Raw genomic sequence first — 25,855 nt, 5'->3', positions numbered from 1 at the left:
AAGAACAACCTCCACCGACTCATCAGCCCCAAACCGAGAGGCGCGACAATACGACTCAAAGTGCCATACCTCAGATGAAAACGACCTCTCAGTGAGGATCCCGTAAGTCTGGCCGGGCTCGAAGCGATTGTCGAACAGGACGACAGCGTCAACCTCATCGGCACGGCGGTGGACGAGTCCCATGGCCTTCGATGTCTCAGAGCAACCCGATCCGCCCTGACGTCGTGATCATCGGCGAACCGCCGTCCAGACAGTCCATTTGCAGGAACGTTGCGTGGATCGTCTCCACGTACCGCCAGGAGAAGTCCCGGCCGCGGATCGTCGTGGTGTCGCAGAACGAGTACGACGACGTGATCGTCTCCGCCCTCCGCCTCGGCGTGAACGGATATCTCGCTCGGATCGCATGCCCGGAGGAACTGCTGCAGTCCCTGCCCATCGTCGCGCGCGGGGGTGCCACGTTCAGCCCCACGATCGCGGCTCGCTTCAGCAAATACTTCGCCACCACGCAGAAGCTTCCGAAACCGCCCGAGTTCGCCCGGTTGACGAGCCGGGAGAGCGAGATACTGAAACTGCTCGCGGACGGCATGAACAACCGCCAGATCGCCCGTCGGCTCTTCCTCGCCGAGAAGACCGTACGCAACTACGTCTCCCGCATCTTCGCCAAGCTGGAGGTGCACGACCGCGCCGCCGCCGCACTGCTCGCGCGCGACGCCGGTTTCGGCGACCATCCGGAAGCCGTGCTGCCCCTGCCTGCCTGACGACCCGCACTCGAACATACATGCGCACCGCGGCCCCGGCCGCGGTGCGCGTCGCGTGCACCGTGCGGTCGATCGCCCCCCTCGGGCCACTCGGGGGGAAGCGCCGCCACGGATGACGCGAATCACGTGCACGGCGACACCAGGGGCTTTGCATGACCATGCGCCGTGATGCATAATCTTCCTATGTCCAAGGTCCTCACGTCCCTCCCCGCCGGCGAGCGCGTCGGCATCGCCTTCTCCGGCGGTCTCGACACCTCCGTCGCCGTCGCGTGGATGCGCGACAAGGGCGCCATCCCCTGCACCTACACCGCGAACATCGGCCAGTACGACGAGCCCGACATCGACTCGGTGCCCGGCCGCGCGCACGCCTACGGTGCCGAGATCGCACGCCTGGTCGACTGCCGTGCCGCGCTCGTCGAGGAGGGACTGGCCGCACTCACCTGCGGGGCGTTCCACATCCGCTCGGGCGGGCGGGCGTACTTCAACACCACGCCCCTGGGCCGCGCCGTCACCGGCACGCTCCTGGTCCGGGCGATGCTGGAGGACAACGTCCAGATCTGGGGCGACGGTTCGACCTTCAAGGGCAACGACATCGAGCGGTTCTACCGCTACGGCCTGCTCGCCAACCCGAACCTGCGGATCTACAAGCCCTGGCTGGACGCGGACTTCGTGACCGAGCTCGGCGGTCGCAAGGAGATGTCGGAGTGGCTGGTCGCGCACCAGCTGCCGTACCGGGACTCGACCGAGAAGGCGTACTCCACCGACGCCAACATCTGGGGCGCCACCCACGAGGCCAAGACCCTGGAGCACCTCAACACCGGCATCGAGACCGTCGAGCCGATCATGGGCGTCAAGTTCTGGGACCCGTCGGTCGAGATCGCTCCCGAGGACGTGACGGTCGGGTTCGACCAGGGCCGCCCGGTGACCATCAACGGCAAGGAGTTCGGCTCCGCCGTCGACCTGGTCATGGAGGCCAACGCGATCGGCGGCCGGCACGGTCTGGGCATGTCCGACCAGATCGAGAACAGGATCATCGAGGCGAAGAGCCGCGGTATCTACGAGGCGCCCGGCATGGCCCTGCTGCACGCGGCCTACGAGCGTCTCGTCAACGCGATCCACAACGAGGACACCCTCGCCCAGTACCACAACGAGGGCCGGCGCCTGGGCCGTCTGATGTACGAGGGCCGCTGGCTGGACCCGCAGGCCCTGATGATCCGCGAGTCGCTCCAGCGCTGGGTCGGCGCGGCCGTCACCGGCGAGGTCACCCTCCGCCTCCGTCGCGGCGAGGACTACTCGATCATCGACACCACCGGCCCGGCGTTCTCGTACCACCCGGACAAGCTGTCCATGGAGCGCACCGAGGACTCGGCCTTCGGCCCGGTGGACCGGATCGGCCAGCTCACGATGCGCAACCTCGACATCGCCGACTCCCGCGCCAAGCTGGAGCAGTACGTGGGCCTCGGCCTGATCGGCACCGGCAGCCCCACCATCGGTGCCTCCCAGGCGGCGGCGACCGGACTCATCGGCACCATGCCGGAGCTCCCCGAGGGCGGCGCCGAGGCGATCGCGTCCCGCGGCGAGGTCTCGGAGGACGAGGCCCTGCTGGACCGGGCGGCCATGGAGTTCGGCACGGACTGACACCCTGCCGGCGGATTCACTACCACGAGCGGATTCACGACCGAGAAGCCGGTCCGGTGCCTGACAACGGCACCGGACCGGCTTCTCGGTCGTTCGGACGAGCCTCCGGAGCGGCGGGCCTGCGTTGCGGCCACCCGCGGATGATGAGCGCCGGTGCGGCGGCCGACGGCCGGACCCCGCCTTCGAGCGCGGCGTGTTGCCGACATGCGGTTCCGCCCCGTGCCCAAGCGCGGCAAAGCCGGTGACACCTGGTCGCGCGGCACAGGAATGTAAGCCGTCACCACGACCCGCTGAGACGCCACCGACCCGGCCCCCAGCCGAACACGCACCCCACCCCGACAAACCTCAGCCGCCCCCGAAAACCCACCCGTCAGACCACCGACGCCCGACCCTCCCGCGACCGCATCAACGGCTGGATCCGGGTCCCGAAGTTCTCGACACCCTCGATGAAGTCGTCGAACACCAGCATGACCCCCTTGGTGCCCACCACCTCCGCGATCTCGTCGAGCATCCCCGCGACGGTCTCGTACGACCCCACGAGCGTCCCCATGTTGAGGTTCACGGCGCCTTCGGGCAGCACGATGGTGCGAGCCGTGGAGGAGTCGTCGGCGGTGGTGTCGGTGGCCGACTCCCCCGCCATGTAGGCCAGCGCCGCCCGGTCGGCGCCCGCGTGGTAGTGCTGCCACTTCGCGCGGGCGGCCTCGTCGGTCTCGTCGGCGATGACCATGAACAGCGACAGCGCCCCGACGTCACGGCCCGTCTCCCGCGCCGCGTCCGCCAGCGTGGCCGCGCTGTCCGAGAAGGCCAGCGGAGTGTTGACGCCGCTGCCCAGGATGAAGCTGTAGTCGGCGTGCCCGGCGGCGAACCGCATGCCGGTGCCGCTCTGTCCGGCGGCGACGATGTCGATGTGCCCGTTCGCCGGGCGAGGCGAGAGCACGCAGTCGTCCATCTCGTAGAACTCGCCCTTGAAGTTGCTGACGCCCTCGCTCCACAGCTCCTTCATCACGGTCACGTACTCCTCGGCCCGCGCGTACCGGTTGCCGAAGTGCTCGTCGCCAGGCCAGACACCCATCTGCGCGTACTCGCCGGGAGCCCAGCCGGTGACGATGTTGACGCCGAACCGGCCGGGGGCGATGGAGTCGACGGTGACCGCCATGCGGGCGACGATCGCCGGCGGCAGCGCGAGGATGGGCGTGGAGGCGTACAGCTTGATCCGCTCGGTCACCGCCGCCAGGCCCGCCATCAGCGTGAACGACTCCAGGCAGTGGTCCCAGAACTCGGTCTCGCCGCCGAAGCCCTTGAGTTTGATCATCGACAGGGCGAAGTCGAACCCGTGCTCCTCGGCCTTCTGCACGACGGCCTTGTTGAGTTCGAAGGTCGGCAGGTACTGCGGGGAACTCTTCGAGATGAGCCAGCCGTTGTTGCCGATGGGGATGAAGACACCGATGTCCATGCCGCTCCTCATGATCCTCAGACTGCCCGTCCGACGGCACGGTACACGTCCGGGATTTCAGCAACTTGCCGTGATTCACAGGCAGTTGAGGTGCGGAAGTGACAGAGCCGACCGGTCGGAAACTGTGAAGCACCTTTCGAACAGAATCGGGAACGATAAGTTCCCTCCATGAACGCGCGGCTCGCTCTTCTCGACACGGTGGCCCCTGGTGCGACGGAGAGCGAGGTCTTCCGGCTGGCACTCGGGCATGCGGTCGGCGAACTGAGCGCACTCGGCGGGACCATGCACCTGCGCGGCCCGATGTCCGCACTGCGTCTGGTCTCGTCCGCCGGTCTGCCGCCCGCCCTCACCCGCTCCTGGGAGATCGTCGACCAGGAGGGCCCGCTGGCCCCGGCCCGCGCGCTCCAGCGGGGCAAGGGCGTCTGGGTGCCGCTGTCCCAGGACGCACCGGAGCCGCAGGAGGTCGCCTGGCCCGGCACCGGCCTCGCCGCCCTCCCGGTGTTCAGCGGACGGCGCAGCATCGGCGCACTGACCGTCCTGGCCGGTGAGCGGGGCGAACCGACCCCGGAACACTGGGACTTTCTGCGGGACGTCGTCGCCTGGACCGAGGACCGTATGGCCCAGGCGCCCCCGCCGTCCGGCCCCTCGCACGCGGAACTGAGCGGGGAGCGGATGCGGCAGGCGCTGAAGGAGGTCCAGGTCGGCTCCTGGGACTGGGGCATCCACAGCGGTGAGCTGATCTGGGACGAGGCGGCGCTGGAGCTGTACGGCACCCTGCCCGAGGACTTCTCCGGCCAGGTCGAGGACTGGATGAGATGCGTCCACCCCGACGACCTGGCGCCCACCCTCGCGCTGGTGGAGCAGGCCATCGCCGGCCACACGGTCTTCGAGGCCGAGTACCGAGTGCGGCGCCTGGACGGTACCTGGGGCTGGACCCAGGCCCGCGCTGTCACCACCTACGACGAGCAGGGCGAGCCGCTGCGGATGATCGGCGTCGGCTGGGAGAGCAACGAGTCGCGCACCGCCCGGGACGCGCTCAGCCGTGCCCTGCGGAACATGAGCGACGGCTTCCTCGCCGTGGACGACGAGTGGCGGATCACCTTCGCCAACCTGGAGGCGGAACGCTTCCTCGGCTTCTCCGAGGAGGAGTTTTTCGGGCGGCTGCTGTGGGACCTGCCCGCCGCGCGCGAGGTGCCTGACCTGAAGCGCGGCTGTCTTGAGGCGGCCGCCGAGGAGAGGCCCGCCGGTTTCGACGTGTACCTCCCCAGCTGCGGCTCCCTGCTCCATGTGCGGGTGGTGCCGGGCCCCGACGGGCGCACCCTGTACTTCCAGGACGTCACCGAGAAGCGCCGGCTGGCCGAGGAGCGGCAGGCCGCCGAGCGGGCCGCGGCCGAACGCGCGGTCCGGATCGCCGAGCTGACCACGGAGCTCGCCAAGGCGACGACCTCGCGGGATGTGGTGGACGCGGTCGCCCGCCGGGTGCTGCCACCGTTCGCCGCCTCGGGGCTCATGGTCCAGGCCCTCGAGGGCGACCGGCTCCACCACGTCGGCGCCGTCGGCTACTCCGACGAGTTCGTCAACCTGCTCGACAGCCGCCCGCGCTCGACCGTCGGCGACCCCGTCTGGGACACCATCGCATCCGACGTCCCGCTGTTCGTGTCCTCGGCCGAGGAGTACGCGCGGGTCTATCCCGAGCTGGCCGACTTCCCCGCCCGCGGCGGCAAGCAGTCCTGGGCGTTTCTGCCGCTGACCGCGTCCGGCCACACCTTCGGCGTGTGTGTCGTCTCCTTCGACCGGCCGCGGCTGCTCGACGACGAGGAACGCGCCCTGCTCACCACGATCACCGCGCTCGTCGCCCAGTCCCTGGAGCGGGCCCGGCTCTACGACGCCGAGCACACCCGGTCCCGGGAACTCCAGCGCAGTCTGCTCCCCCAGGCGCTGCCCGACCTGCCCGCGTGCACGGCGGCCGCGCGCTATCTGCCGGCCGGTCCTGGCGCGGACGTGGGCGGCGACTGGTACGACATCATCCCGCTGTCGGGCGGGCAGGTCGCGCTGGTCGTCGGTGACGTCATGGGCCACGGTCTGCCGGAGGCGGCCACCATGGGCCGGTTGCGGACCGCCGTGCACACCCTGGCCGACCTGGAGCTGCCGCCCGGCGAGATCCTGGGCCACCTCAACGACATCGTCGGCGGCATGGGCGAGGCGTCGTACGCCACCTGTCTGTACGCGCTCTACGACCCGACGACCCAGGTCTGCTCCATCGCCCGCGCCGGCCATCCGCCGCCCGCCCTGGTCCGTCCCGACGGCACCGTGCACTTCCCCGAACCGGACGCGGATCCACCGCTGGGCGCGGCCGAGCCGCCCTTCGAGACGGTCGACCTTGAGGTACCCGAGGACAGTCTGCTCGTGCTCTACACCGACGGGCTGGTGGAGTCGGCGAAGCGCGAGATGGACGAGGGAATGGCAGACCTGGCGCGACTGCTCGGCGCCGCCCACGCCGACGGGACCGCCGTAGACCTTGAACGCCTGTGCGACACGTTGACGGACGGTCTCCTGCCGACGGGCCAGCAGGCCGCCGACGACGCGGCGTTCCTGGTCGCCCGCCTGCACGCGCTGCCCGCGGACCGGATGGCCTCCTGGGCACTCCCCGACGACCCGAAGGCCGCGAGCCTGGCCCGCCGCCATGTCCGCGAACAGCTGGCGGCCTGGGACCTGGACGATCTGATCCCCACCGCGGAGCTCCTGGTCAGCGAGCTGGTCGGCAATGTCGTCCGGCACGCCCGGGGCCCGGTCCGGCTCCGTCTCCTCCACACCACCGAGCTGATCTGCGAGGTCTACGACGGCAGCCAGACCATGCCCCGCATCCGCCGCGCCACGGAGACCGACGAGGGCGGCCGTGGCCTCCAGCTCATCTCGGCCCTCTCCACTCGCTGGGGCGCCCGCTTCACGCCCACGGGCAAGTGCATCTGGACGGAACAGTCCCTGCGAGGCCCGGCCGAGCCGTCGGACGCGGTGTTCCTGACCGCAGCGGACTTCGACGAGGAGTGGGAGGCGCTGCTTTGACGACGCGTGCCCGTTCGGCCCACCACCACGGGCCGAACACCGCGCGCGTTCCTAGGGTCGCGGTGACGGCTGTTCAGGCCCCACCGAAAGGCACGACCCATGGCAATACGCACCACGCTCACCGGAGCGGCGGTGGCCGCCCTGGCCATCGCAGGACCGCTGACCGGCGTCGCACACGCTCAAGACGACGACCTGGACTGCGCCGACTTCGTGTACCAGGAGGACGCGCAGGCGGTGTTCGACCTCGACCGCTCCGACCCCAACCGGCTCGACGAGGACCAGGGCCCTGACGACGGCATCGCCTGCGAGGTGCTGCCCCGGCGGAGCACCGCCGTCGTGAGTACGGCTACGGCTACGGCTACAGCCACGGCTGCTCCGACGCTCGGGGTCCAGGGCGGCACCGGGGGCAGCGTGGGCCCGGCCGCTTTCGAGCGGGCGGTGGGAGTGGCGCTGGCCCTCGGCGGGCTCGGCCTGGCGGGTGCGTATGTCGTAAAGCGGCGACGCGGCACAGGCGGACGCGCGCGCTGATGAACAGGGGACCCGCAGGCATTTAGGGGCGCGGGGAACTGCGCGAAACGCCCGCCCCCACCAACCCGCACAGGCCGCCGCAGGCACCCGCACCCACCAACCTGCACAGGCCGCCGCAGGCACCCGCACCCACCAACCTGCACAGGCCGCCGCAGGCACCCGTACCCCCTGCCCAACCGCCGGAGGCACGTGGCAGGATCACCGCATGCCCAAGCCGCCCCTCCGCCCAAGCCGCCGCCAGGCGCTCCAGACCGCGGTCGCCACCCTCGTGGCCCTCGGCCTGCTCCTGTGGTGGCTGCTCCCCCTCGGCGAGGCCCCCCCGAGCGGCACGATCACCTTCCGCACGGGCACCCGCGCAGGCGTCTACCAGAAGTACGGCGGACTCCTCCGCAACGCGATCCGCGAGGACATGCCGGACCTGCGCGTGAAGCTGGACACCAGCGCGGGCTCCCAGGAGAACGTCAAACTCGTGGCGAACGGAAAGGCCGACTTCGCCATCGCCGCGGCCGACGCCGTCGAGACCTATCTGCAGAACGGCGACCCCGGAGCCGACCAGCTCCGCGGAGTCGCCCGCCTCTACGACGACTACGTACAGCTCGTCGTCCCGGCCGACTCGGACATCCGGACCGTGAAGGACCTGAAGGGCAAGCGCGTCTCCATCGGCGCCCCCGACTCCGGCGTACGGCTGATAGCGGACCGCGTGCTCAGGGCCGTCGGCCTCGACCCGGGCAAGGACATCCAGCCGAGGACCGAGGGCATCGACACCGGCCCCAAGCTCCTCGGCCACGGCCTCGACGCGTTCTTCTGGTCGGGCGGCCTGCCCACCGACGGCCTGAAGCAGCTCGCCGAGCACTCCGACTTCCGTTTCATCCCGATAGAGCCGTCCCTCGTGACGAAACTGCACGCGGAGGGCGAGTCCACCCGCTACTACCGCGCCACCAACATGCCGGCGTCGGCGTACCCGTCCATCCAGAACGGCAGGACCGTGCCGACGATGGCCGTCTCCAACCTGCTGATCACCCGCAAGGACATGGACCCCGAGCTCACCGAGTGGCTCACCCGGACCGTGATCAAGAGCAGGGACGGCATCGGCCACGACGTCCACTCCGCCCAACTGGTCGACGTGAGAACGGCGATCTACACGGACCCGATCCCCCTCCACGACGGCGCCCGCGACTACTACCGCTCGGTCAAGCCGTAGGCCGACTTCGAGGCACGGCCACCGTCACCACCAGCCCGTGCGGTTCCTGGTGCCCGTACGAGATCGCGCCGCCCCCCGCCGCCAGCAGCGCCCGCGAGATGGACAGCCCAAGCCCTGACCCCTTGACGTTCTGATGCCGCCCACTGCGCCAGAACCGGTCCCCCACCCGCGAGAGTTCCTCATTGCTGAGCCCGGGCCCGTGGTCGGCGACCACGACGGTGGAGGTGTCACCGTCCGCGGCCACCGTCACCTCCACCGTCTCGTCCTTCGGTGTGAACTTGAGCGCGTTGTCGATGACCGCGTCGAGGGCGCTGGACAGCGTGACGGGGTCGGCCCAGGCCGTGGTGGGCGGGCAACTCCCCACCAGGCGCACCCCCTTGGCCTCGGCGGTGGGCGTCCAGGCGGCCACCCGTTCGGCGGTGAGCTCCCCGATGTCGGTGATCCTCAGGTCCGCCTCGGTGTGCTCGGCGAGCGCGAGGTCGAGAAGGTCGTCGAGGACCTGGGCCAGCCGCTTGCCCTCGGCCTGCACGGAGGCGATCTCGGTGTTGCCCTCGGGGAGTTCGAAGGCGAGCAGCTCGATGCGCAGCAGTAGTGCGGCGAGCGGATTCCTCAACTGGTGCGAGGCGTCGGCGACGAAGGCCCGCTGCTGCTCCAGCACGTCCTCGACGTTGTCCGCCATCTCGTTGAACGACCGTGCCAGGCGCCGGAGTTCGGGTGGTCCACCGGCGGCCGCGACCCGGGACTTCAGGGCCCCGCTCGCGATCGAGTGCGTGGTGGCGTCGAGGACCCGCACGGGCTTGAGCACCCATCCGGTCAGCCGTAGCGCGGCACCCACGGCCAGTAGCATGGCGGCGAGTTCGCCCGCGAAGATGACGAGCCAGCCGTGCAGGATGCGCGAACGCATGGGCCCGGTGGGCGAGTCGGTGACCACGACCGCGATGACGTCTCCGTCCCGGATCACCGGAGAGGCGACGACCAGCCGGCCCTGCTGCCATGGCCACACCTGCTTGGGGTCCTGGCTGCGGCGGCTGAGCAGCGCCTCGCCGAACGCGTCGCGCACCTCGCCCTGTTGGGGGAGGCGCCACCCGCCCGGTGCCGTGGCCATCGGCAACTCGCCGTCGTAGAAGACACCGACCCGAATGCCGTAGACCTTGTAGTAGCTGGTGAGTTCGCTCTTCAGCGTCTCCAGGCGCTCGTCGGAGGCGTCGGTGACGAACTGGGCGAGCGCCGCGAAGTGCGCGGTGTCGTCGATACGGTCGACGACGACCTTCTGCTGCTGCGCCGCGGCCACACCGATGGCGAGCGGTACGCCCAGGGCCATCAGCACGGCCGCCATCAGGACGATGAGCAGCGGGAGAAGACGTGTCCGCACAGAATCCCCTACGACCCGACCGGCATACCGTGCCGCGCCCGGATGCCGGCACACGCGCCACCGCGCACGCGGTCAGCGCCGCTCCCGCACTCACCCGCCTTCACAGCCACCGTTCCTCTTCCTCGCACAGTTCGCCGGTCCCGAACCCCGTTCACGCCGCGGGAGCGACCAGGCGATATCCCACTCCCCGCACGGTCTCGATCAGGGCCGGCATGCGCAGTTTGGCGCGCAGGGAGGCCACATGCACCTCCAGCGTGCGCCCGGTCCCCTCCCAGCTGGTCCGCCAGACCTCGCTGATGATCTGCTCGCGCCGGAAGACCACGCCGGGCCGCTGGGCGAGCAGCGCGAGGAGATCGAACTCCTTGCGGGTGAGCTGGACGACCGTACCGCCCACGGTGACCTGACGGGTCGGCAGCTCGATGCGCACGGTACCGAGGAGCAGCGCGGCGTCCCCACCGCCGGGGACGTCCTCGTGCGCGGTGCGCCGGCTGACGGCGTGGATGCGGGCCAGCAGTTCTCCGGTGTCGTACGGCTTGACCACGTAGTCGTCGGCGCCGAGGTTGAGGCCGTGAATGCGGGAGCGTACGTCGGAGCGCGCGGTGACCATGATGACCGGGGTGCTGGTGCGCTTGCGGATCTTGCCGCACACCTCGTAGCCGTCCTGGTCGGGCAGACCGAGGTCCAGGAGCACGACCCCGAAGCCGTCGCTCTCCGGGACGAGCGCCTGGAGCGCCTCCTCGCCGCTGCGGGCGTGCGTGACGTCGAAACCGTGCCGGGCCAGCACCGCGGACAGCGCGGCGGCCACGTGGTTGTCGTCCTCGACGAGGAGAAGTCTCACCCCGGCCCCCTTTGACCCATCGGACGTACTATCTGAATATGCGGTGAACAGCTACACATAAGCGTGCGCACGCATGCGTGCGCACCGTGCAGTCATGCTGATGGATGAGGACGGCGTCAAGGGCGTTCCGGTTGCGTCGCGGTACCGTTACCCGGCCGATATGCGCACTGGTCGCAACTGCTACGACACGTGTCCGATTGCTATCGGATCGTGATGCTCAGATTCCCCTCAATACTGATGACGCTGGTCGCATGGGGTTACTACTGTCCTCCGAAACCGAGGAGGACGGAGCCAGAGAGCGATGACCGAAGTATCGGTGGCCAAGGAAGATGTGGCCGCAACCGGCGAACTGGTCGTCCTGAAGAGTGTCAACAAGCACTTCGGCGCGTTGCACGTACTCCAGGACATCGACCTGACGATCGCCCGCGGCGAGGTCGTCGTGGTCATCGGACCCTCCGGGTCCGGGAAGTCCACCCTGTGCCGCACCATCAACCGCCTGGAGACGATCGACACGGGTGCGATCGCCATCGACGGCAAGGCACTGCCCCAGGAGGGCAAGGAACTGGCCCGGCTGCGCGCCGATGTCGGCATGGTCTTCCAGTCCTTCAACCTCTTCGCGCACAAGACCGTGCTCGAGAACGTGATGCTGGGCCAGATCAAGGTCCGCAAGGCCGACAAGAAGAAGGCCGAGGAGAAGGCGCGCGCCCTGCTCGACCGGGTGGGCGTCGCCACACAGGCGGACAAGTACCCCGCGCAGCTGTCCGGCGGTCAGCAGCAGCGGGTCGCCATCGCACGGGCCCTGGCGATGGACCCGAAGGTCATGCTCTTCGACGAGCCCACGTCGGCGCTCGACCCTGAGATGATCAACGAGGTACTGGAGGTCATGCAGCAGCTTGCCCGCGACGGCATGACGATGATCGTCGTCACGCACGAGATGGGTTTCGCACGATCGGCCGCAAACCGCGTGGTGTTCATGGCGGACGGACGGATCGTCGAGGAGGCTGCGCCCGACCAGTTCTTCAGCAACCCGCGCAGCGACCGTGCCAAGGACTTCCTGTCGAAGATCCTGCACCACTGACGTGCCATCCGGATCGACCACCGACGGCTCTCATCTCTTCACCACCCAAAGGATGTTCACCATGAAGCTCCGCAAGGTCACCGCCGCCTCGGCAGCAGTTCTCGCCCTCGCCCTGTCCGCGACCGCCTGCGGCGGCGACAGCAAGGACGACGCGAGCTCCAGCTCCAGCGGCGGCGGTGGCGGCAAGATCAAGATCGGTATCAAGTACGACCAGCCGGGCCTCGGCCTCAAGGAGCCCGACGGCTCCTTCTCCGGCTTCGACGTGGACGTGGCGACGTACGTGGCCAAGCAGCTCGGCTACGAGCCGAACCAGATCGAGTTCGTCGAGACCAAGAGCGCCGACCGTGAGAACGCGCTCGCCCGTGACGATGTGAAGCTCATCGCGGCCACCTACTCGATCACCGACGAGCGCAAGCAGAAGGTCGACTTCGCCGGCCCGTACCTGCTGGCCCACCAGGACCTGCTGGTCAAGAAGGACTCCAAGATCAGCGAGGCCACGGACCTCAACGGCGAGAAGCTGTGCTCCGTGACCGGCTCCACCTCGGCTCAGAACGTCAAGGACGACTTCGCCCCCAAGGCCCAGCTGAAGCAGTACGGCGGCTACTCGGAGTGCATCGCCGGCCTGCAGAGCGGCGCCGTCGACGCGGTGACCACGGACGACTCGATCCTCGCGGGCTTCGCCGCCCAGGACAAGTACAAGGGCCAGTTCAAGCTCGCCGGCCTCAAGCTGAGCAACGAGAACTACGGCATCGGTGTCAAGAAGGGCGACACCGCGACCGTGAACAAGGTCAACGCGGCCCTGACGAAGATGGTCAGCGACGGCTCCTGGCAGAAGGCGGTCGACGCCAACTTCGGCCCGGCCGGCTACAAGAACGAGCCCGCCCCGAAGGTCGGCGTCATCGTCAAGTAACGCGGGGATCCACCGGCTGAGCGGCTGTGGCCGACAGTTCGGCCATGCCCCTTCAGGGGCACGGGGAACTGCGCGACCAGCCACGACGAACCCGCAGATGCCAACGGCGAGGTGCGGCGGCGCAACCAGCGGAGCGCCGCCGCACCCGTTCACACGCCACACGCCACACACCCGGAAGCGCGGGAGATCGTGTTCGACTTTCTAGAAGGTTACGACGTCCTCGGGGCGTTCTGGATGACGGTGAAACTCACCGCCCTGTCCGCCGTCGGCTCCCTGATCTGGGGCACCCTGCTGGCCGGGATGCGGGTCAGCCCGGTGCCGTTGATGCGCGGGTTCGGCACCGCCTACGTCAACATCGTCCGGAACATCCCCCTGACGGTCATCATCGTCTTCACCTCGCTCGGCCTCGCCGACATCTTCGGTGTGACGATGGGCGCGCCGGACAACTTCGACGTCCAGGGCTTCCGGCTGGCGGTGCTCGGTTTCATCGCCTACACCTCGTCCTTCGTCTGTGAGGCGCTGCGCTCCGGCATCAACACGGTGCCGCTCGGCCAGGCCGAGGCGGCCCGCGCGATCGGGCTGAACTTCACCCAGACCCTGCGTCTCATCGTGCTGCCGCAGGCCTTCCGTTCGGTCATCGGCCCGCTGGCCAACGTTCTGATCGCGCTCACCAAGAACACCACGGTGGCGGCCGCGATCGGCGTTGCCGAGGCTGCCCTCCTGATGAAGGAAATGATCGAGAACGAGGCCCAGACGCTCGCCATCGGCGCGGTCTTCGCGCTCGGCTTCGTGGTACTGACCCTGCCGACCGGCCTCCTCCTCGGCTGGCTCGCCAAGCGACTGGCGGTGAAGCGATGAGTTCGGTCCTCTACGACACTCCGGGACCCCGCGCCAAACGGCGCAACGTCCTCCTGTCGGTCGTCTTCACCCTGCTGCTCCTCCTCCTGCTGTGGTGGGTGTGGCAGAAGATGGACGACAAGAACCAGCTGGAGTGGAACCTCTGGGAGCCCTTCACCACCGGCGATGCCTGGACGACCTACTTCCTGCCCGGCCTCGGCAACACCCTGAAGGCCGCGGCGATCTCCATGGTCATCGCCCTTCCGCTGGGCGCGGTCTTCGGCATCGCCCGTATGTCCGACCACGCCTGGGTACGGGGCGCGGCCGGCACGGTGGTCGAGTTCTTCCGGGCCATCCCGGTGCTGCTGCTGATGCTGTTCGCCAACGAGTTCTACGTCCGCTCCACGGACATCTCCAGCGAGCAGCGGCCGCTCTACGCCGTCGTCACCGGCCTGGTGCTCTACAACGCGTCGGTGCTCGCCGAGGTCGTCCGGGCCGGCATCCTCTCGCTGCCCAAGGGACAGACGGAGGCGGCCTTCGCGGTCGGTCTGCGCAAGGGCCAGACGATGACCAACATCCTGCTCCCGCAGGCGGTCACCGCGATGCTGCCGGCGATCGTCAGCCAGCTGGTCGTCATCGTGAAGGACACCGCGCTGGGCGGTGTGATGCTCGGCTTCCCCGAGTTGCTCAACTCGCGCCAGACCCTGGCGGCCAACTACGCCAACGTCATCCCCAGCTTCATCGTCGTCGCGATCATCTACATCATCGTCAACTTCATCCTCACCAGCTTCGCGAGCTGGCTGGAGCAGAGGCTGCGGCGCAGCAAGAAGAGCACGGGCGCGGTGCTGGGCGAGGACACGGTGGAGGTCAACCCGGCGGCGGTGGGCGGCACCTACGGGACGGGCGCCGGCGGTACTATCTGATCGTCAGTCAAGTGGCTTGAACCACACCTGAGAACGACACGTAGGCAGTGGCATGATCGCCACTGCCTACGTCACTTGACGCAAGCACCGGCAATGGGTTGCATACGTTCTGTGATCGTGCACCCTGCTCCAACCTCCTGTTCACATACGTTCCCCGGGACTCCGCCGCAGGCAGGGGGCGCCGCGTCGTGGACCCGGTGATCATCGTCGGAGCGGGGCCCGTCGGGCTCACGCTCGCCCTGGCGCTGGCGCGTCAGGAGGTCCCCTCCGTGGTCCTCGACGAGGGCCCGGGCAAGGACGAACCCCGCCTGGCCCGTACGGCCGTACTGCACGAGGACACCGCCGCCCTCATGGCGCGGCTGACCGGTGTGCCGGTCACCGGCCTGGGCATGCACTGGGCCGGATGGCGGTCGATGCGCCGCAAGCAGGTGATGCGCGAGGTCGACTTCGAGGAGGCCGCGGACGCACCCCTGCACCTCGCCCAGCACGTCCTGACCCGCGCCCTGCGCACCGCCCTCGCCGAGGAGCGACTGGTCAGGCTCGTCCCGGACAACCGTCTCGACACCATCGAGCAGGAGCCCTCGGGCGTCACCGCCCACACGCGCGGCACCAAGGGCACATGGTGGCGCGGCAGTTACCTGGTCGGCTGCGACGGCCCGCGCTCCACCGTGCGCAAGCTCCAGGACATCCGCTTCCCGGGCCGTACGGCCGTGGAGCGCCACGCGGTCGCCGCCCTGCGCACCCAACTCCCGTGGGAGGGCCGCGCGTTGCTGCACCGGACGCCGCCGTGGCGGACCTCTGGTGCTTCGGCCGGGGAGATCACCGCCCGTCCGCTCCCCGAGGGCGTGTGGCGCCTGGACTGGCTGCTGCCGCCGGGCAAGGACCTGGTCACACCCGAGCTCCTGGTGGCCCGCGTCCGGGAGACCCTCGCCGGTTGGACGGGCGGCTCGACACCGTCGTACGACCTCCTCGACACCGGAGTCCACTCCGTGCACCACCGCCTGGCCCGTCGCTGGCGCGTGGGCCGGGTCTTTCTCGCCGGGGACGCGGCGCACTGCCTCGGGGCGCTCGGCACGCATGGGCTCGACGAGAGCCTCAGGGACGCCGACAACCTCGCCTGGAAGCTGGCCCTGGCCTGGCACCACGGGCCGCACGAGGCGCTTCTGGACAGCTACCAGGCCGAGCGGCGCGCGGTCGTCGCCGGGCGGCTGCGCGCCGCCGACCAGGCGCTGCCACTGCTGCGCGGCGGCGGGGGCCTGCGCGCGGTCGTGCCGGGCTCGTCGCGCGGCCACGACGCGTTGCTCACGGACGGTCACTTGGGGCGCGGCCCGCTCGGTGCGCCGGGGGCGTACGCCGACTCGCCCCTCGCACCCCGGCACCTCGAAGGGGAGGTGCCCGTCGACACCCCGCCGGGGGCCTCGGTCGTGGATGTACGGGTCACCGCGGAGGACGGTTCGTTCGTTCGGCTGCGCGAGCGCCTCGGCCGGGGCGCGCTGCTCGTCGTCCTGGTCGCGCCGGGCACCGGGGTGTGGGAGCGCAAGCACTGGGTGACCGCCGGGATCATGCCCCGTCTGGCGGCGGCGGTGACCGCGCTGCCGCACGCGGCCGAGCTGCTGGTCGCCGAGGAGTACCCGGGTGCGGCCCCGCACACGGTCCTTCTGGTACGGCCCGACGGTCACCTCGTCACGGCGCTGAGCGGGGTCCGGCCGGCCGACCTGTACTCGGCGGCCGAGACGGCGCTCGGCGGGCCGCCTGCCAAGGCGGAGGCGAGCGCGGGGGCCGGATCACGTTGATGTGCTCACTGTCACTCTGCGTCCACATAGTGACAGTGAGTTGAAACAGCCCTCGCCCGCATGGTGTACTCCGGATCGTGACCGACACCTGTGTGCGCCTGTGGCGGAGGGTCCATATGGACCTCGTCCGCTATGCGGGCTGCGTGTGTCGACCGTCCTGCTGAATTCGCCTTTTCCCTCCCCGTGTCTCGCCTCTGCGACGGCGCGGTCCCGCGAACTCTCTTCAGGACGGTACCCGTGTCCCGCTCCCCCTCTGTCTCCATCGTCGCCCCGCCCACGCAGGCCGAACTCCTCGACTTCGTCCGGCGTACGGCCGCTGACACCGAGCTGATCGACTCGCTCCCGCTCGACCCCGAGGGCCGCACCTGGGTGCGCCTGGAGGGGCCCGGCGGCAGCGAGGCCTGGCTGATCGGCTGGCCGCCCGGCACCGGCACCGGCTGGCACGACCACGCCGAGTCGGTCGGTGCCTTCGTCACCGCCGCCGGCGAGCTCAAGGAGAACTCCCTCGCCGCCCGGCTGCCCGCCGGCGGCTGGAAGACCCTCGAACTCTCCGACGACGTGGACCGCGAGCGACGGCTGCCGGTCGGCAAGGGCCGCTCCTTCGGACAGCACCACGTCCACGAGGTGCTCAACGAGTCCACCGAGGCCCACGCGATCTCCGTGCACGCCTACTACCCTCCTCTGCCGCAGATCCGCCGCTACAGCCGCACGGCACAGATCCTGCGGCTGGAGCACGTGGAACGCCCGGAGGACTGGCAGTGAGCGCGACCGTCAGCCGTACGACCGAACGGCCGCCCGGCATCGACGAGTTGCTGGAGCGGGTGCGCGCGGGCTACGAGCGGGTGGGAGCCCGGGAGGCGTACGACGCCGTACAGGCCGGTGAGGCGCTGTTGGTGGACATCCGGTACGCGGCCCTGCGCGAGCGGGACGGCCTGATCCCCGGCGCCCTGGTCGTCGAGCGCAACGAACTGGAGTGGCGACTCGACCCACGGGGCAGCCATCGCGTCCCTGAGGCCACGGGCCATGATCTGCGGATCGTGGTCGTCTGCGACGAGGGCTACGCCTCCAGTCTGGCGGTGGAGTCCCTGCACCGGCTGGGGCTGCACCGTGCCACGGATCTGGTGGGCGGCTTCCAGGCGTGGCGGGAGGCGGCGCTGCCGGTGACGGCCTAGCCAGGTCGCCGGGGCGATGGGGTCCCGGGGTGCCGTTTCCCGGGGTGCCGTTTCCCGGGGTGCCGTTTCCCGGGAGGCTGTTCCCGGGAGGCTGTTCCCGGGATGCCAGGGCGTCAGCCGACGTCGGGCGGGCAGTAGAGCGGGGCCGTGTCCGCGGTCCGCTTGGTGACCAGGCGCACCCGGGTGTTCGCGATCTTGTCGGTGTCCTCGTCGCGCAGCATGGCGATGGTGTTGGTGACGGCCAACTCGCCGGTGTCGGCGGCGGAGTTGGCGACGGTGGCCGCGAAACGACCGTCCTTGAGCGCCGCGAGCCCCTCGTCGGTGCCGTTGACGGTCACGATCCTGACGTCCCCGGCACCGGCCGCGTCGAAGGCCTTCCTCACGGCGAAGGCCATCTCCTCGTTGGCCACGAAGGCGTAGTCCAGGCCGGGGTGCGCTTGGATCATGTCCTCGGCGACCTGCCGGGCCTTGGCCGGGTCGAACATTCCGGGCTGGTCGGCCACGACCTCGGCACTGTCCGGAAGTGCCTTGGTGAACCCGCCCACCAGCAGGTCGGAGGCGGCTCCGGGCGCACCGGCGACGATACCGACCTGCACGGACCTGCCGTCGGCGTCCCGCGCGATCCACTGGGCGTCCAGTGCTCCCACCTTCTTCAGGTCGACCACGACGGCCCCCAGGATGTCGGAGGTGTCCTCGGGCAGGACCGACGTCAGGAAGACCGGCACGCCGGCCTTCTTCGCCTTGGCGATGTCGTCCTCCAGCGCGTCGACGTTGACCGTCTGGATGATGAGCGCGTCGACCTCTCGTCCGATCATGTCGTCGATGTTGGACAGCTCGGTGCCGGCGTCCTGGTGGGAGTCGGCCGTGTAGATCCTGGCCCGGTTGTATCTGGCGAACTGCTCGACGGACTCCGCGAGACAGGTGTGGAACTGGGTTGTGCCCCCGTTGACGAAGCCGAGCGTGATGGGCCCGTCGATCCCGGCTTCGCCGCTCTGCTGGAACACACAGCCGCTCAGTACCAGCCCGGCGGCGAGTAACGAGGCGACCGGGGCTCTGCGCGCGCGGGCGGTTTCGGGCATGGCGGGCCGCCTTTCAGGACGTACCGAGGTGCTGTGCGGACACGGGTCGTCGCGCGTGCGGCTCTTGGCCGAGCACCGGTGGGGGCGGCGGACGGACCCGCACAGAGGTTCGGTCGGCCTTGCGACGGCAGCAGACGGTACAGCCGGCGGCGCAAACCCAGCCCTTCCGGGAACGCAAGCTAATGATGCGCGCCACGGGGGTGTGGGTGACGGCCGCTATCTGAGCGAGTCTGTGGAGCACGGCTGATGCAAGCCCATACCCGCTTGGCGCACCGGCCCCCTACCGCCCGCCCTCTGCCCTCTGCCCTCTGCCCTCTGCCCTCTGCCCTCTGCCCTCCAGCGATACCCCGTCCTCGACAACTCCCCCGTTTCAGAACCCCTCGTCGCCGAGGAACTCCGTTTCCTCCCCCTCCTCCTCCAGCGCCTGGCGGACGACCCGCAGGGCCATGCCCTCGGAGTAGCCCTTGCGGGCGAGCATGCCCGCAAGGCGGCGCAGTCGCTTGTCGCGGTCGAGGCCACGGGTGGCCCGCAGCTTGCGGTCGACCAGCTCGCGTGCCGTCACCTCCTCCTGGTCGGAGTCGAGTTGCGAGACGGCCGCGTCGATCAGCGTGGAGTCGACGCCCTTGGTCCGCAGCTCCTGGGCGAGCGCCCGCCGGGCGAGCCCCCGACCGTGGTGCCGGGACTCCACCCAGGCATCCGCGAACGCACTGTCGTTGATCAGCCCGACCTCCTCGAACCGCGACAACACCTCCTCGGCGGCCTCGTCCGGGATCTCCCGCTTGCGCAGGGCGTCGGCGAGCTGCTTCCGCGTGCGCGGGGTCCCGGTGAGCAGGCGCAGACAGATCGCCCGCGCCTGCTCCACCGGGTCCGCCGGAGGCTCCCCCTTCTCGGCCCTCGACGAGGAGAGACCGCCTCCGTCCTCACCGGGCGACGGTTCCCCGAAGCCGCGCCGACGCTGTCGACGCCCACGGGAACGACCCGCACCCGGGGCTCCGCCACCACCGCTGCGCGAACCCCGGCCGACCGCTCCGGAGCCACTCACCGCCCCTTCGTCGTCGTACGACGGACTCCCGCCGTACGACTCACCGTCGCTGTCGGAGCGGCCGACGCGGTAGGGCCGACCGTCGCCATACGTCAGCGCACGGCCAAATCCCCCGTCCGTACCGTGTCCCTTACCGTCCCCGTACCCGTCGCCGCCCGGCCCGGCAGAACTCCCGTCGCCCTTTCCGCCCCACCCTCCCGGAGCACCCTCGTACTCGGCCCAGTCGGTTCGCCGTGTCACAGGATCAGCTCTTGGCGGCCGGAGCCTTGGCCTTCGTCGCCTTCGCGGCCGCCGGAGCCGGCACCTTGGCGGCGTCGTCCGCGGCAGCGGGCCCCGCGGCGTCCGTACCCGGCTCGGTGGTCGGCGTCTCGGGCCGCACGCCGACGCCCAGCTTCTCCTTGATCTTCTTCTCGATCTCGTTGGCCAGGTCGGGGTTGTCCTTCAGGAAGTTGCGCGCGTTCTCCTTGCCCTGACCGAGCTGGTCGCCCTCGTACGTGTACCAGGCGCCGGCCTTGCGGACGAAGCCGTGCTCCACGCCCATGTCGATCAGGCCGCCCTCGCGGCTGATGCCCTGGCCGTAGAGGATGTCGAACTCGGCCTGCTTGAAGGGCGGCGCGACCTTGTTCTTGACGACCTTGACCCGGGTGCGGTTGCCGACCGCGTCCGTGCCGTCCTTCAGGGTCTCGATACGGCGGATGTCCATGCGCACCGAGGCGTAGAACTTCAGCGCCCGGCCACCGGTCGTGGTCTCCGGGGAGCCGAACATGACGCCGATCTTCTCGCGCAACTGGTTGATGAAGATGGCCGTGGTCTTGGACTGGTTGAGCGCGCTGGTGATCTTCCGCAGGGCCTGGCTCATCAGACGGGCCTGCAGACCGACGTGACTGTCGCCCATCTCGCCCTCGATCTCCGCGCGCGGGACGAGCGCGGCGACGGAGTCGATGACGATCAGGTCGAGGGCGCCGGAGCGGACCAGCATGTCCACGATTTCCAGAGCCTGCTCGCCGTTGTCCGGCTGGGACAGGATCAGGTTGTCGATGTCGACGCCGAGCTTCTTCGCGTACTCGGGGTCGAGGGCGTGCTCGGCGTCGATGAAGGCCACCTGGCCGCCGGCCCGCTGCGCGTTGGCCACCGCGTGCAGCGTCAGGGTCGTCTTGCCGGAGGACTCCGGGCCGTACACCTCCACCACCCGGCCGCGCGGGATGCCGCCGACGCCGAGCGCGACGTCGAGTGCGGTCGACCCGGTGGGGATGACCTCGATGGGCTCGTTCGGTCGCTCGCCCATGCGCATGACCGCGCCTTTGCCGAACTGCCGTTCAATCTGTGCGAGCGCGGCGTCGAGCGCCTTCTCGCGGTCGGTTCCTGCCATGGGTTCCACCCGATTTGCTTGAGTCGATCGCTTCACGTCAAAGACGCTAACGCCTGCCACTGACAATGCGCCCCGACGCCCGTCCGGCCTGTGGACAACTCGGGCACTTCTCCATCCAAACCATGTCGAAAAACCCGCCGCCGGCTCCACCGGAGCTTCCATAAGAATGGATGTTCGATTTTTGTGTCAAGCGCACCACGCGGCACCTGCTACTTCCCACGGCGTACTTCAGGTGCCTTCGGCGGTACGACGACCGGGCGGCCCGTTCTCGCGAGTCTTGTGCCATGGAGACCCCGACGAGCACCCCAGAACCGACCCCGACCACCGACCGCGCCGACAGCGCGACGGCACGTCCCCCGGCCGTGATCGCGACCCTGTCCGCACTGCTCCTGCTGGCCGCGTCCATCGCCTGCCAGATCGCCGCCGGCGCGGACTACCCCGCCGTCCCGCCCGGCCTCGTCATCCCCCTCGTGGCGGCGGCCCTGCTGATCCTGCGTAGGAACCGCTGGACGACCGGGCTCTGCCTCGCCGTCGGACTGTTCATCGGTGTGGGTGCGATCCTGACCCCGAACACCGGCGACCACCTCTCCTCGGGGGACACCGCGCTCATCGCATCGACCGTCGCAGAGCTCGTCGCCCTCGCCGCCCTGGTGATCGCGGGGGCCGCGGCCACCCTGGCGCGGAAGGGAGCACGGGCTTGATGGACCCGGCCCTGACGGAAGCACCTGCGGTGCCGACACCGACGTCGGTGCCGCGGGCTTCCGGCGCACGCCGCGTGGAGCGTCTCTGCCACGCCACCGGGCTCCTGCTGGTCCTCTCCGGCCTCGCGCACCTGGTGGTCTTCGCCGTGGACGGCGGCCCCTGGGACGGGCCGGTCTCCTGGCGCAAGCCGGTGACATTCGGGGTGTCCTTCGGGGTGACGCTGATCGCGGTCACCTGGGTCACGTCGTATCTGCGCGTCGGCGCCCGGCCACGCGCCCTGCTGCTCGCCGTGTTCGCGGCCGACTGCGTGGTGGAGGTCGGCGGCATCACCCTGCAGGCATGGCGGGGGGTCCCGTCGCACCTCGACATGGAGACGCCCTTCGACACGGCGGTCTCCATGACGCTCGCGGTGGGCGGCGGTGTCCTCGTCGCGCTGCTGACCGTGTTCGCCGTAGCGTCGTTCCGGCACCGGCCCTCGGGACCCGCGGGGATGGACCTCGCGGTGCGGTCGGGGTTCGCGATCCTGCTCGTCGCGCTCGCATCGGGTGCCGCGATGATCGCGCGCGGTGTCGTCCTCACCCGCACCGGCCACCAGGAGGCGGCCTACCACTCGACCGCCCCGCTCAAGCCGCTGCACGGCGTGAGCCTGCACGCGGTCCTGATCCTGCCCGCACTGGTCTGGCTGCTGTCCCGTACATCCTGGAGCGGGCCACTGCGCCGACGGATCCTGTACTGCGCGATCGGCTGCTACGTCGCGGCCGTCATCGGCGCCGGAGTGTGGGCCGCCCTCACGTACTGACCCTGGCTCGGGGCGCCCTCACGCACAGATCCGGGCGCCCCTCAGGACGAGCCGTCGGAGGAGTCCTGGGCCCCCGGATGCCGCCGCTGCCACAGCGCACGCGCGCGTGTGACCGGCGAGGGCCCCTCGCCCCGCTTCCGGTGCCCGTGGACCCGAGGATCGTCGGTGACGGCGTACCGCTTCACGTATGCCCCCAGGAACGCCTGGAGCGTGGCGACCGCCGGGATGGCGATCAAGGCGCCAACGGCGCCGAGGAGGGCGGTGCCCGCGACGACCGAGCCGAAGGCGACCGCTGGGTGGATGTCGACGGTCTTCGAGGTCAGCTTCGGCTGCAGCACGTAGTTCTCGAACTGCTGGTAGATCACCACGAAGACCAGCACCCACAGCGCGTACCAGGGATCGACGGTGAAGGCGATCAGCATGGGCAGGGCACCCGCGAGATAGGTGCCGATGGTCGGGATGAACTGGGAGACCAGACCCACCCACACGGCGAGCACGGGCGCGTACGGCACGTCCAGGGCCTGCAGCAGGACGAAGTGCGCGACTCCGGAGACGAGTGCCATCAGACCGCGCGAGTAGATGTAGCCGCCGGTCTTGTCGACGGCGATCTCCCACGCGCGCAGCACCTCGGCCTGCCGGGCGGGCGGCAGGACGGAGCAGATCGCCCGGCGCAGCCGCGGGCCGTCCGCAGCGAAGTAGAACGAGAACAGCGCGATCGTCAGGAGCTGGAAAAGCCCACCGAGCACCTGGGCGGACACGTCCAGGACGCCGGTGGCGCTGTTCTGCACGTAGTTGCGCAGCCAGTCGGAGCGCAGCAGTCCCTCCTGGACGTCCACCCGCTTCAGCTCGGTGTTGAAGTGGCCGTTGATCCAGTTGATGACGGAGTCGAGGTAGTTCGGGAAGTCCTCGACGATCTTGATGATCTGTCCCGCGAGCATCGAACCGAGCAGCACGACGAAGCCCGCCGACACGATCAGCACCGCGAAGAAGACGAGGAAGGTGGCGAGCCCCCTGCGCATACCGCGCGCGGCCATCTTGCTCACCGCGGGTTCGATGGCCAGGGCCAGGAAGAACGCGATGAGGATGTTGATCAGCAGCCCTATGAGCTGGTGGAAGGCCCAGCTGCCCAGTTGGAACACGGCGAAGAGGGCGAGCGCGAGCACCATGGCGCGCGGCAGCCAGCGCGGCATGCGGGCGTTCGGCCCGGCGCCGGCGGCCGGGGGCCGGGTGGGCGGCGTCGTACCGAGCGGAGATGCGTGCTGGGCTGCCTGCCCGGTCTCGTCTGTGGGTGCCACGGTGCAAGTCTCGCCCACATGACTGACAATCGGCCGCCGTCCTGCGATCTTCGTGACCGGTCAGTGCCTCTTTCGTGAGATGTTCACGACCGGTTGGCACTTCTCCCCGGAACGCCCACGATCCTTCAGCGCCTCTCGCCCGGGACGTTCATCACGGTACAGACCACACGCCACACGTCCTTGGCGTCCCAACCGGAGTCCAGTGCCTCGTGCACCGTGCGCCCGCCGAGCTCCGTCATCACATGATCGCGCGCGAAGGTGTCGGCGTATCCCGGACCGAAGTGTTCCGCCATCCGCTGCCAGAAGACCGTCAACCGCATGACTCCAGTATCCCGCCCCTGAGGGTGGGCCTGAGCCGGGACCGCTTGCCGACACCGCTTTCCGCCCTACGGTCTGACGCATGCCCGAAACAGGAGCTTCCCCACTCCCCCAGACGCCACCGGCGCACTCCCCGCTCTTCCGCGCCGAGCAGTTCGTCTGGCGCACCGCGCGTGTGCTGGAACAGCGTCTGTTCGCGTACCACTTCCTGAACGGCGGCCCCGACCCGGTGGAGACGGCTCTGGACGCCTACCGCAACGCGGACGGGGGGTACGGTCACGCGCTGGAACCCGATCTGCGCGGCCCGGTCAGCCAGCCCCTGCACACCGCTCACGCCCTGCGGGTCCTGGACGCCGTCGGACGCTGCGGTGGACAGCGCGTGGAGCGCGTCTGCCGCTATCTCACCTCTGTGTCCACCCCGGACGGCGCCCTGCCCGCGGTGACGCCGGCCCAGCGCGGCTATCCGACGGCCCCCTTCCTGCCGGTCGTGGACGCCCCGCCGAGCGAACTGCTCACCACCGGTCCCGTGGTCGGTCTGCTGCACCGCAACGAGGTGTGGCACGCCTGGCTGTTCAGGGCCACGGACTTCTGCTGGCTGGCGGTGGAGTCCCTCCAGGTGTCCCACCCGTACGAGATCCAGGCGGCCCTGACCTTCCTGGACTCGGCCCCCGACCGCTCGCGCGCGGAGTCGACCGCCGACCGCCTCGGCCGCCTGGTGCGCGAGCATCGACTGGCCGCGCTGGATCCTTCGAACCTCGACGGGTCCCCCCTGGCCCCCGGCTACGCCCCGGGCGAGCACCACTTCCCGCACGACTACGCGAAAGCGCCGGACTCCCTCGCGCGCACATGGTTCACGGACGACGAGATGGCCCGTTCGCTGGACTTCCTCGCGGCCGAGCAGCAGGAGGACGGCGGCTGGCCGACCCGTCGGCGCCAGTGGGCACCGGCCGGCGCCCTCGAAGCGCGCCCCATGGTGACGATCGAGGCACTGCGCACCCTGCGGGTGTACGGCCGCGACGTCGGCTGAGCCGATCCGACGACCGCACGCGCGCGCGACGGCGGCGCGCCACGCTTCCATGGCGCCCGCATCCGCCGTCACACCCCCATGGCCCGCACACCCGCCGTCACGAGCAGGAAGGGCGCACGCAGAATCAGCGCCACGGCAAGCCTCGCGGCCCACACGCGCGTGTCCCCGATCGCACCGGCTCCCAGGTGCGCCAAGCAAGATGGTCAGGTTCCACAGCACATACAGACTCAGCCCCGCAACGGCGAACCCGATCCGCGCACTGCGCCACGTGGGCTGCGCCAGCCATACCGCCGTCTCGTCGCAGGGCTCCCTCCGGCCGCGAGCGCGAACTGGGACGCACCGGTGAACACCAGACGGCTCAGCGCACAGGTCTGCGGCAGCGTGACTCCGCTCCCTGCCGACATACCGCCAGGCCGCGCCCACTCCCCGGGACCCGCCATGTGCCCATTGTCACGCCGACGCCATCCCGAGTGCCGGGTCGGGTGTCGGGCGGCTACGCCCCGGTGGGGGCTGATCGCGCAGTTCCCCGCGCCCCTGGGGAGCTGCAGTCGCCGACGGCGCGAAGGGGACGGGGTGGGGGGTGTCCGCCCGCAGCGGCCGGCGTCCGTTATCCAGCACATCTGAAGCAGCAGAACCGCCGGACCGAGGACGGACACCCCC

Annotated in this window: 24 protein-coding genes and 1 pseudogene; 16 read left to right on the top strand and 9 right to left on the bottom strand. The window is 69.9% G+C overall.

Features of this window, described 5'->3' with window-relative positions; translation table 11 throughout:
* The first annotated feature begins 191 nt into the window (after nt 1-191).
* Together ACI2L1_RS42700 and argG are read left to right on the top strand one after the other, a co-directional pair.
* Nucleotides 192-758 carry a LuxR C-terminal-related transcriptional regulator gene (locus tag ACI2L1_RS42700; protein WP_404744878.1) on the top strand — a complete coding sequence of 189 codons (567 nt, stop codon included), beginning with the start codon at nt 192-194 and terminating at the stop codon, nt 756-758.
* Between the two features lie 183 nt (nt 759-941).
* Nucleotides 942-2,396 (top strand): argininosuccinate synthase, encoded by a 1,455-nt coding sequence (gene argG / locus ACI2L1_RS42695; protein ID WP_404744877.1) that lies wholly within the window; start codon nt 942-944, stop codon nt 2,394-2,396.
* A 370-nt stretch (nt 2,397-2,766) separates the two neighbouring features.
* Here argG and rutA read toward each other — a convergent pair whose 3' ends face one another.
* Nucleotides 2,767-3,849 carry a pyrimidine utilization protein A gene (gene rutA / locus ACI2L1_RS42690; protein ID WP_404744879.1) on the bottom strand — a complete coding sequence of 361 codons (1,083 nt, stop codon included), beginning with the start codon at nt 3,847-3,849 and terminating at the stop codon, nt 2,767-2,769.
* Nucleotides 3,850-4,017: 168 nt separating this feature from the next.
* Between rutA and ACI2L1_RS42685 the strand changes: the two genes are divergently transcribed.
* The 3 genes from ACI2L1_RS42685 (at nt 4,018) to ACI2L1_RS42675 (ending at nt 8,641) form a co-directional block, all read left to right on the top strand.
* A complete protein-coding gene (locus tag ACI2L1_RS42685; RefSeq protein WP_404744876.1) occupies nt 4,018-6,912 on the top strand; it encodes a SpoIIE family protein phosphatase in 2,895 nt (964 codons plus the stop codon).
* 99 nt (nt 6,913-7,011) lie between these two features.
* Nucleotides 7,012-7,440 carry a hypothetical protein gene (locus ACI2L1_RS42680; RefSeq protein WP_404744875.1) on the top strand — a complete coding sequence of 143 codons (429 nt, stop codon included), beginning with the start codon at nt 7,012-7,014 and terminating at the stop codon, nt 7,438-7,440.
* A gap of 205 nt (nt 7,441-7,645) precedes the next feature.
* Nucleotides 7,646-8,641 (top strand): TAXI family TRAP transporter solute-binding subunit, encoded by a 996-nt coding sequence (locus ACI2L1_RS42675; RefSeq protein ID WP_404744874.1) that lies wholly within the window; start codon nt 7,646-7,648, stop codon nt 8,639-8,641.
* Here the strand turns inward: ACI2L1_RS42675 and ACI2L1_RS42670 are convergent.
* Both ACI2L1_RS42670 and ACI2L1_RS42665 read right to left on the bottom strand, forming a co-directional pair.
* Complete coding sequence (locus ACI2L1_RS42670) at nt 8,631-10,013, bottom strand: ATP-binding protein (RefSeq protein ID WP_404744873.1); 1,383 nt, start codon at nt 10,011-10,013, stop codon at nt 8,631-8,633. The genes ACI2L1_RS42675 and ACI2L1_RS42670 overlap by 11 nt on opposite strands.
* Nucleotides 10,014-10,164: 151 nt before the next feature.
* Nucleotides 10,165-10,851 (bottom strand): response regulator transcription factor, encoded by a 687-nt coding sequence (locus ACI2L1_RS42665; RefSeq protein ID WP_404744872.1) that lies wholly within the window; start codon nt 10,849-10,851, stop codon nt 10,165-10,167.
* Nucleotides 10,852-11,152: 301 nt separating this feature from the next.
* On the opposite strand from ACI2L1_RS42665, the gene ACI2L1_RS42660 reads away from it, so the two are divergent.
* The 8 genes from ACI2L1_RS42660 to ACI2L1_RS42625 all read left to right on the top strand — a co-directional run bounded on the left by ACI2L1_RS42660 (nt 11,153) and on the right by ACI2L1_RS42625 (nt 17,564).
* Complete coding sequence (locus tag ACI2L1_RS42660; protein ID WP_404744871.1) at nt 11,153-11,929, top strand: amino acid ABC transporter ATP-binding protein; 777 nt, start codon at nt 11,153-11,155, stop codon at nt 11,927-11,929.
* A gap of 61 nt (nt 11,930-11,990) precedes the next feature.
* A complete protein-coding gene (locus ACI2L1_RS42655) occupies nt 11,991-12,839 on the top strand; it encodes a glutamate ABC transporter substrate-binding protein (RefSeq protein ID WP_404744870.1) in 849 nt (282 codons plus the stop codon).
* 189 nt (nt 12,840-13,028) lie between these two features.
* Nucleotides 13,029-13,697, top strand: coding sequence for an amino acid ABC transporter permease (locus ACI2L1_RS42650; RefSeq protein ID WP_404744869.1), 669 nt, complete (start codon nt 13,029-13,031; stop codon nt 13,695-13,697).
* Nucleotides 13,694-14,599, top strand: a complete 906-nt coding sequence (locus ACI2L1_RS42645) for an amino acid ABC transporter permease (protein WP_404744868.1) — start codon at nt 13,694-13,696, stop codon at nt 14,597-14,599. The genes ACI2L1_RS42650 and ACI2L1_RS42645 overlap by 4 nt, the downstream gene beginning before the upstream one ends.
* 188 nt (nt 14,600-14,787) lie before the next feature.
* Nucleotides 14,788-16,392, top strand: a complete 1,605-nt coding sequence (locus tag ACI2L1_RS42640) for an FAD-dependent monooxygenase (RefSeq protein ID WP_404744867.1) — start codon at nt 14,788-14,790, stop codon at nt 16,390-16,392.
* Between the two features lie 116 nt (nt 16,393-16,508).
* Nucleotides 16,509-16,556: a hypothetical protein gene (locus ACI2L1_RS42635; protein WP_309506048.1), complete on the top strand. Its 48-nt coding sequence runs from the start codon at nt 16,509-16,511 to the stop codon at nt 16,554-16,556.
* Nucleotides 16,557-16,629: 73 nt separating this feature from the next.
* Entirely contained in the window at nt 16,630-17,154 is a 525-nt protein-coding gene (locus tag ACI2L1_RS42630) for a cysteine dioxygenase (RefSeq protein ID WP_404744866.1), read from the top strand.
* Complete coding sequence (locus ACI2L1_RS42625; protein ID WP_404744865.1) at nt 17,151-17,564, top strand: rhodanese-like domain-containing protein; 414 nt, start codon at nt 17,151-17,153, stop codon at nt 17,562-17,564. Before ACI2L1_RS42630 ends, ACI2L1_RS42625 begins: the two co-directional genes overlap by 4 nt.
* A 113-nt stretch (nt 17,565-17,677) precedes the next feature.
* Here the strand turns inward: ACI2L1_RS42625 and ACI2L1_RS42620 are convergent, their stop codons facing one another.
* The 3 genes from ACI2L1_RS42620 to recA all read right to left on the bottom strand — a co-directional run bounded on the left by ACI2L1_RS42620 (nt 17,678) and on the right by recA (nt 21,054).
* Nucleotides 17,678-18,643 carry a sugar ABC transporter substrate-binding protein gene (locus ACI2L1_RS42620; protein ID WP_404744864.1) on the bottom strand — a complete coding sequence of 322 codons (966 nt, stop codon included), beginning with the start codon at nt 18,641-18,643 and terminating at the stop codon, nt 17,678-17,680.
* A gap of 370 nt (nt 18,644-19,013) precedes the next feature.
* The gene (gene recX / locus ACI2L1_RS42615) at nt 19,014-19,925 is read right to left on the bottom strand and encodes a recombination regulator RecX (RefSeq protein WP_404744863.1); all 912 of its coding nucleotides are present in this window, start codon (nt 19,923-19,925) and stop codon (nt 19,014-19,016) included.
* A 4-nt stretch (nt 19,926-19,929) separates the two neighbouring features.
* Nucleotides 19,930-21,054 carry a recombinase RecA gene (recA, locus tag ACI2L1_RS42610; RefSeq protein WP_404744862.1) on the bottom strand — a complete coding sequence of 375 codons (1,125 nt, stop codon included), beginning with the start codon at nt 21,052-21,054 and terminating at the stop codon, nt 19,930-19,932.
* A gap of 284 nt (nt 21,055-21,338) precedes the next feature.
* On the opposite strand from recA, the gene ACI2L1_RS42605 reads away from it, so the two are divergent.
* A complete protein-coding gene (locus ACI2L1_RS42605; RefSeq protein WP_404744861.1) occupies nt 21,339-21,755 on the top strand; it encodes a hypothetical protein in 417 nt (138 codons plus the stop codon).
* Entirely contained in the window at nt 21,755-22,555 is an 801-nt protein-coding gene (locus ACI2L1_RS42600; protein WP_404744860.1) for a hypothetical protein, read from the top strand. Before ACI2L1_RS42605 ends, ACI2L1_RS42600 begins: the two co-directional genes overlap by 1 nt.
* A 41-nt stretch (nt 22,556-22,596) precedes the next feature.
* Here ACI2L1_RS42600 and ACI2L1_RS42595 read toward each other — a convergent pair whose 3' ends face one another.
* On the bottom strand, nt 22,597-23,850 hold the full coding sequence (locus ACI2L1_RS42595; RefSeq protein WP_404744859.1) for an AI-2E family transporter: 1,254 nt from the start codon (nt 23,848-23,850) through the stop codon (nt 22,597-22,599).
* 125 nt (nt 23,851-23,975) lie between these two features.
* Nucleotides 23,976-24,170 (bottom strand): DUF3046 domain-containing protein, encoded by a 195-nt coding sequence (locus tag ACI2L1_RS42590; RefSeq protein ID WP_404744858.1) that lies wholly within the window; start codon nt 24,168-24,170, stop codon nt 23,976-23,978.
* Nucleotides 24,171-24,250: 80 nt separating this feature from the next.
* Between ACI2L1_RS42590 and ACI2L1_RS42585 the strand changes: the two genes are divergently transcribed.
* Entirely contained in the window at nt 24,251-25,195 is a 945-nt protein-coding gene (locus tag ACI2L1_RS42585) for a hypothetical protein (RefSeq protein WP_404744857.1), read from the top strand.
* 95 nt (nt 25,196-25,290) lie between these two features.
* On the opposite strand, the pseudogene ACI2L1_RS42580 reads toward ACI2L1_RS42585, so the two are convergent.
* A pseudogene (locus ACI2L1_RS42580) lies at nt 25,291-25,635 on the bottom strand (branched-chain amino acid ABC transporter permease); the annotation flags it as partial.
* Nucleotides 25,636-25,855 lie beyond the last annotated feature (220 nt).

Source organism: Streptomyces sp. NPDC019531 (assembly GCF_044903305.1).
Taxonomy (GTDB): Bacteria; Actinomycetota; Actinomycetes; order Streptomycetales; family Streptomycetaceae; genus Streptomyces.
This window is presented reverse-complemented; position numbering and strand designations above follow the sequence as displayed.

What these genes read in the sequence shown, in the direction of transcription:
- ACI2L1_RS42700 (WP_404744878.1), top strand. Translation starts at nt 192, where the DNA reads ATGTCTCAGAGCAACCCGATCCGCCCTGACGTCGTGATCATCGGCGAA.
- argG (WP_404744877.1), top strand. Translation starts at nt 942, where the DNA reads ATGTCCAAGGTCCTCACGTCCCTCCCCGCCGGCGAGCGCGTCGGCATC.
- rutA (WP_404744879.1), bottom strand. Translation starts at nt 3,849, where the DNA reads ATGGACATCGGTGTCTTCATCCCCATCGGCAACAACGGCTGGCTCATC.
- ACI2L1_RS42685 (WP_404744876.1), top strand. Translation starts at nt 4,018, where the DNA reads ATGAACGCGCGGCTCGCTCTTCTCGACACGGTGGCCCCTGGTGCGACG.
- ACI2L1_RS42680 (WP_404744875.1), top strand. Translation starts at nt 7,012, where the DNA reads ATGGCAATACGCACCACGCTCACCGGAGCGGCGGTGGCCGCCCTGGCC.
- ACI2L1_RS42675 (WP_404744874.1), top strand. Translation starts at nt 7,646, where the DNA reads ATGCCCAAGCCGCCCCTCCGCCCAAGCCGCCGCCAGGCGCTCCAGACC.
- ACI2L1_RS42660 (WP_404744871.1), top strand. Translation starts at nt 11,153, where the DNA reads ATGACCGAAGTATCGGTGGCCAAGGAAGATGTGGCCGCAACCGGCGAA.
- ACI2L1_RS42655 (WP_404744870.1), top strand. Translation starts at nt 11,991, where the DNA reads ATGAAGCTCCGCAAGGTCACCGCCGCCTCGGCAGCAGTTCTCGCCCTC.
- ACI2L1_RS42645 (WP_404744868.1), top strand. Translation starts at nt 13,694, where the DNA reads ATGAGTTCGGTCCTCTACGACACTCCGGGACCCCGCGCCAAACGGCGC.
- ACI2L1_RS42620 (WP_404744864.1), bottom strand. Translation starts at nt 18,643, where the DNA reads ATGCCCGAAACCGCCCGCGCGCGCAGAGCCCCGGTCGCCTCGTTACTC.
- recA (WP_404744862.1), bottom strand. Translation starts at nt 21,054, where the DNA reads ATGGCAGGAACCGACCGCGAGAAGGCGCTCGACGCCGCGCTCGCACAG.
- ACI2L1_RS42605 (WP_404744861.1), top strand. Translation starts at nt 21,339, where the DNA reads ATGGAGACCCCGACGAGCACCCCAGAACCGACCCCGACCACCGACCGC.
- ACI2L1_RS42600 (WP_404744860.1), top strand. Translation starts at nt 21,755, where the DNA reads ATGGACCCGGCCCTGACGGAAGCACCTGCGGTGCCGACACCGACGTCG.
- ACI2L1_RS42590 (WP_404744858.1), bottom strand. Translation starts at nt 24,170, where the DNA reads ATGCGGTTGACGGTCTTCTGGCAGCGGATGGCGGAACACTTCGGTCCG.
- ACI2L1_RS42585 (WP_404744857.1), top strand. Translation starts at nt 24,251, where the DNA reads ATGCCCGAAACAGGAGCTTCCCCACTCCCCCAGACGCCACCGGCGCAC.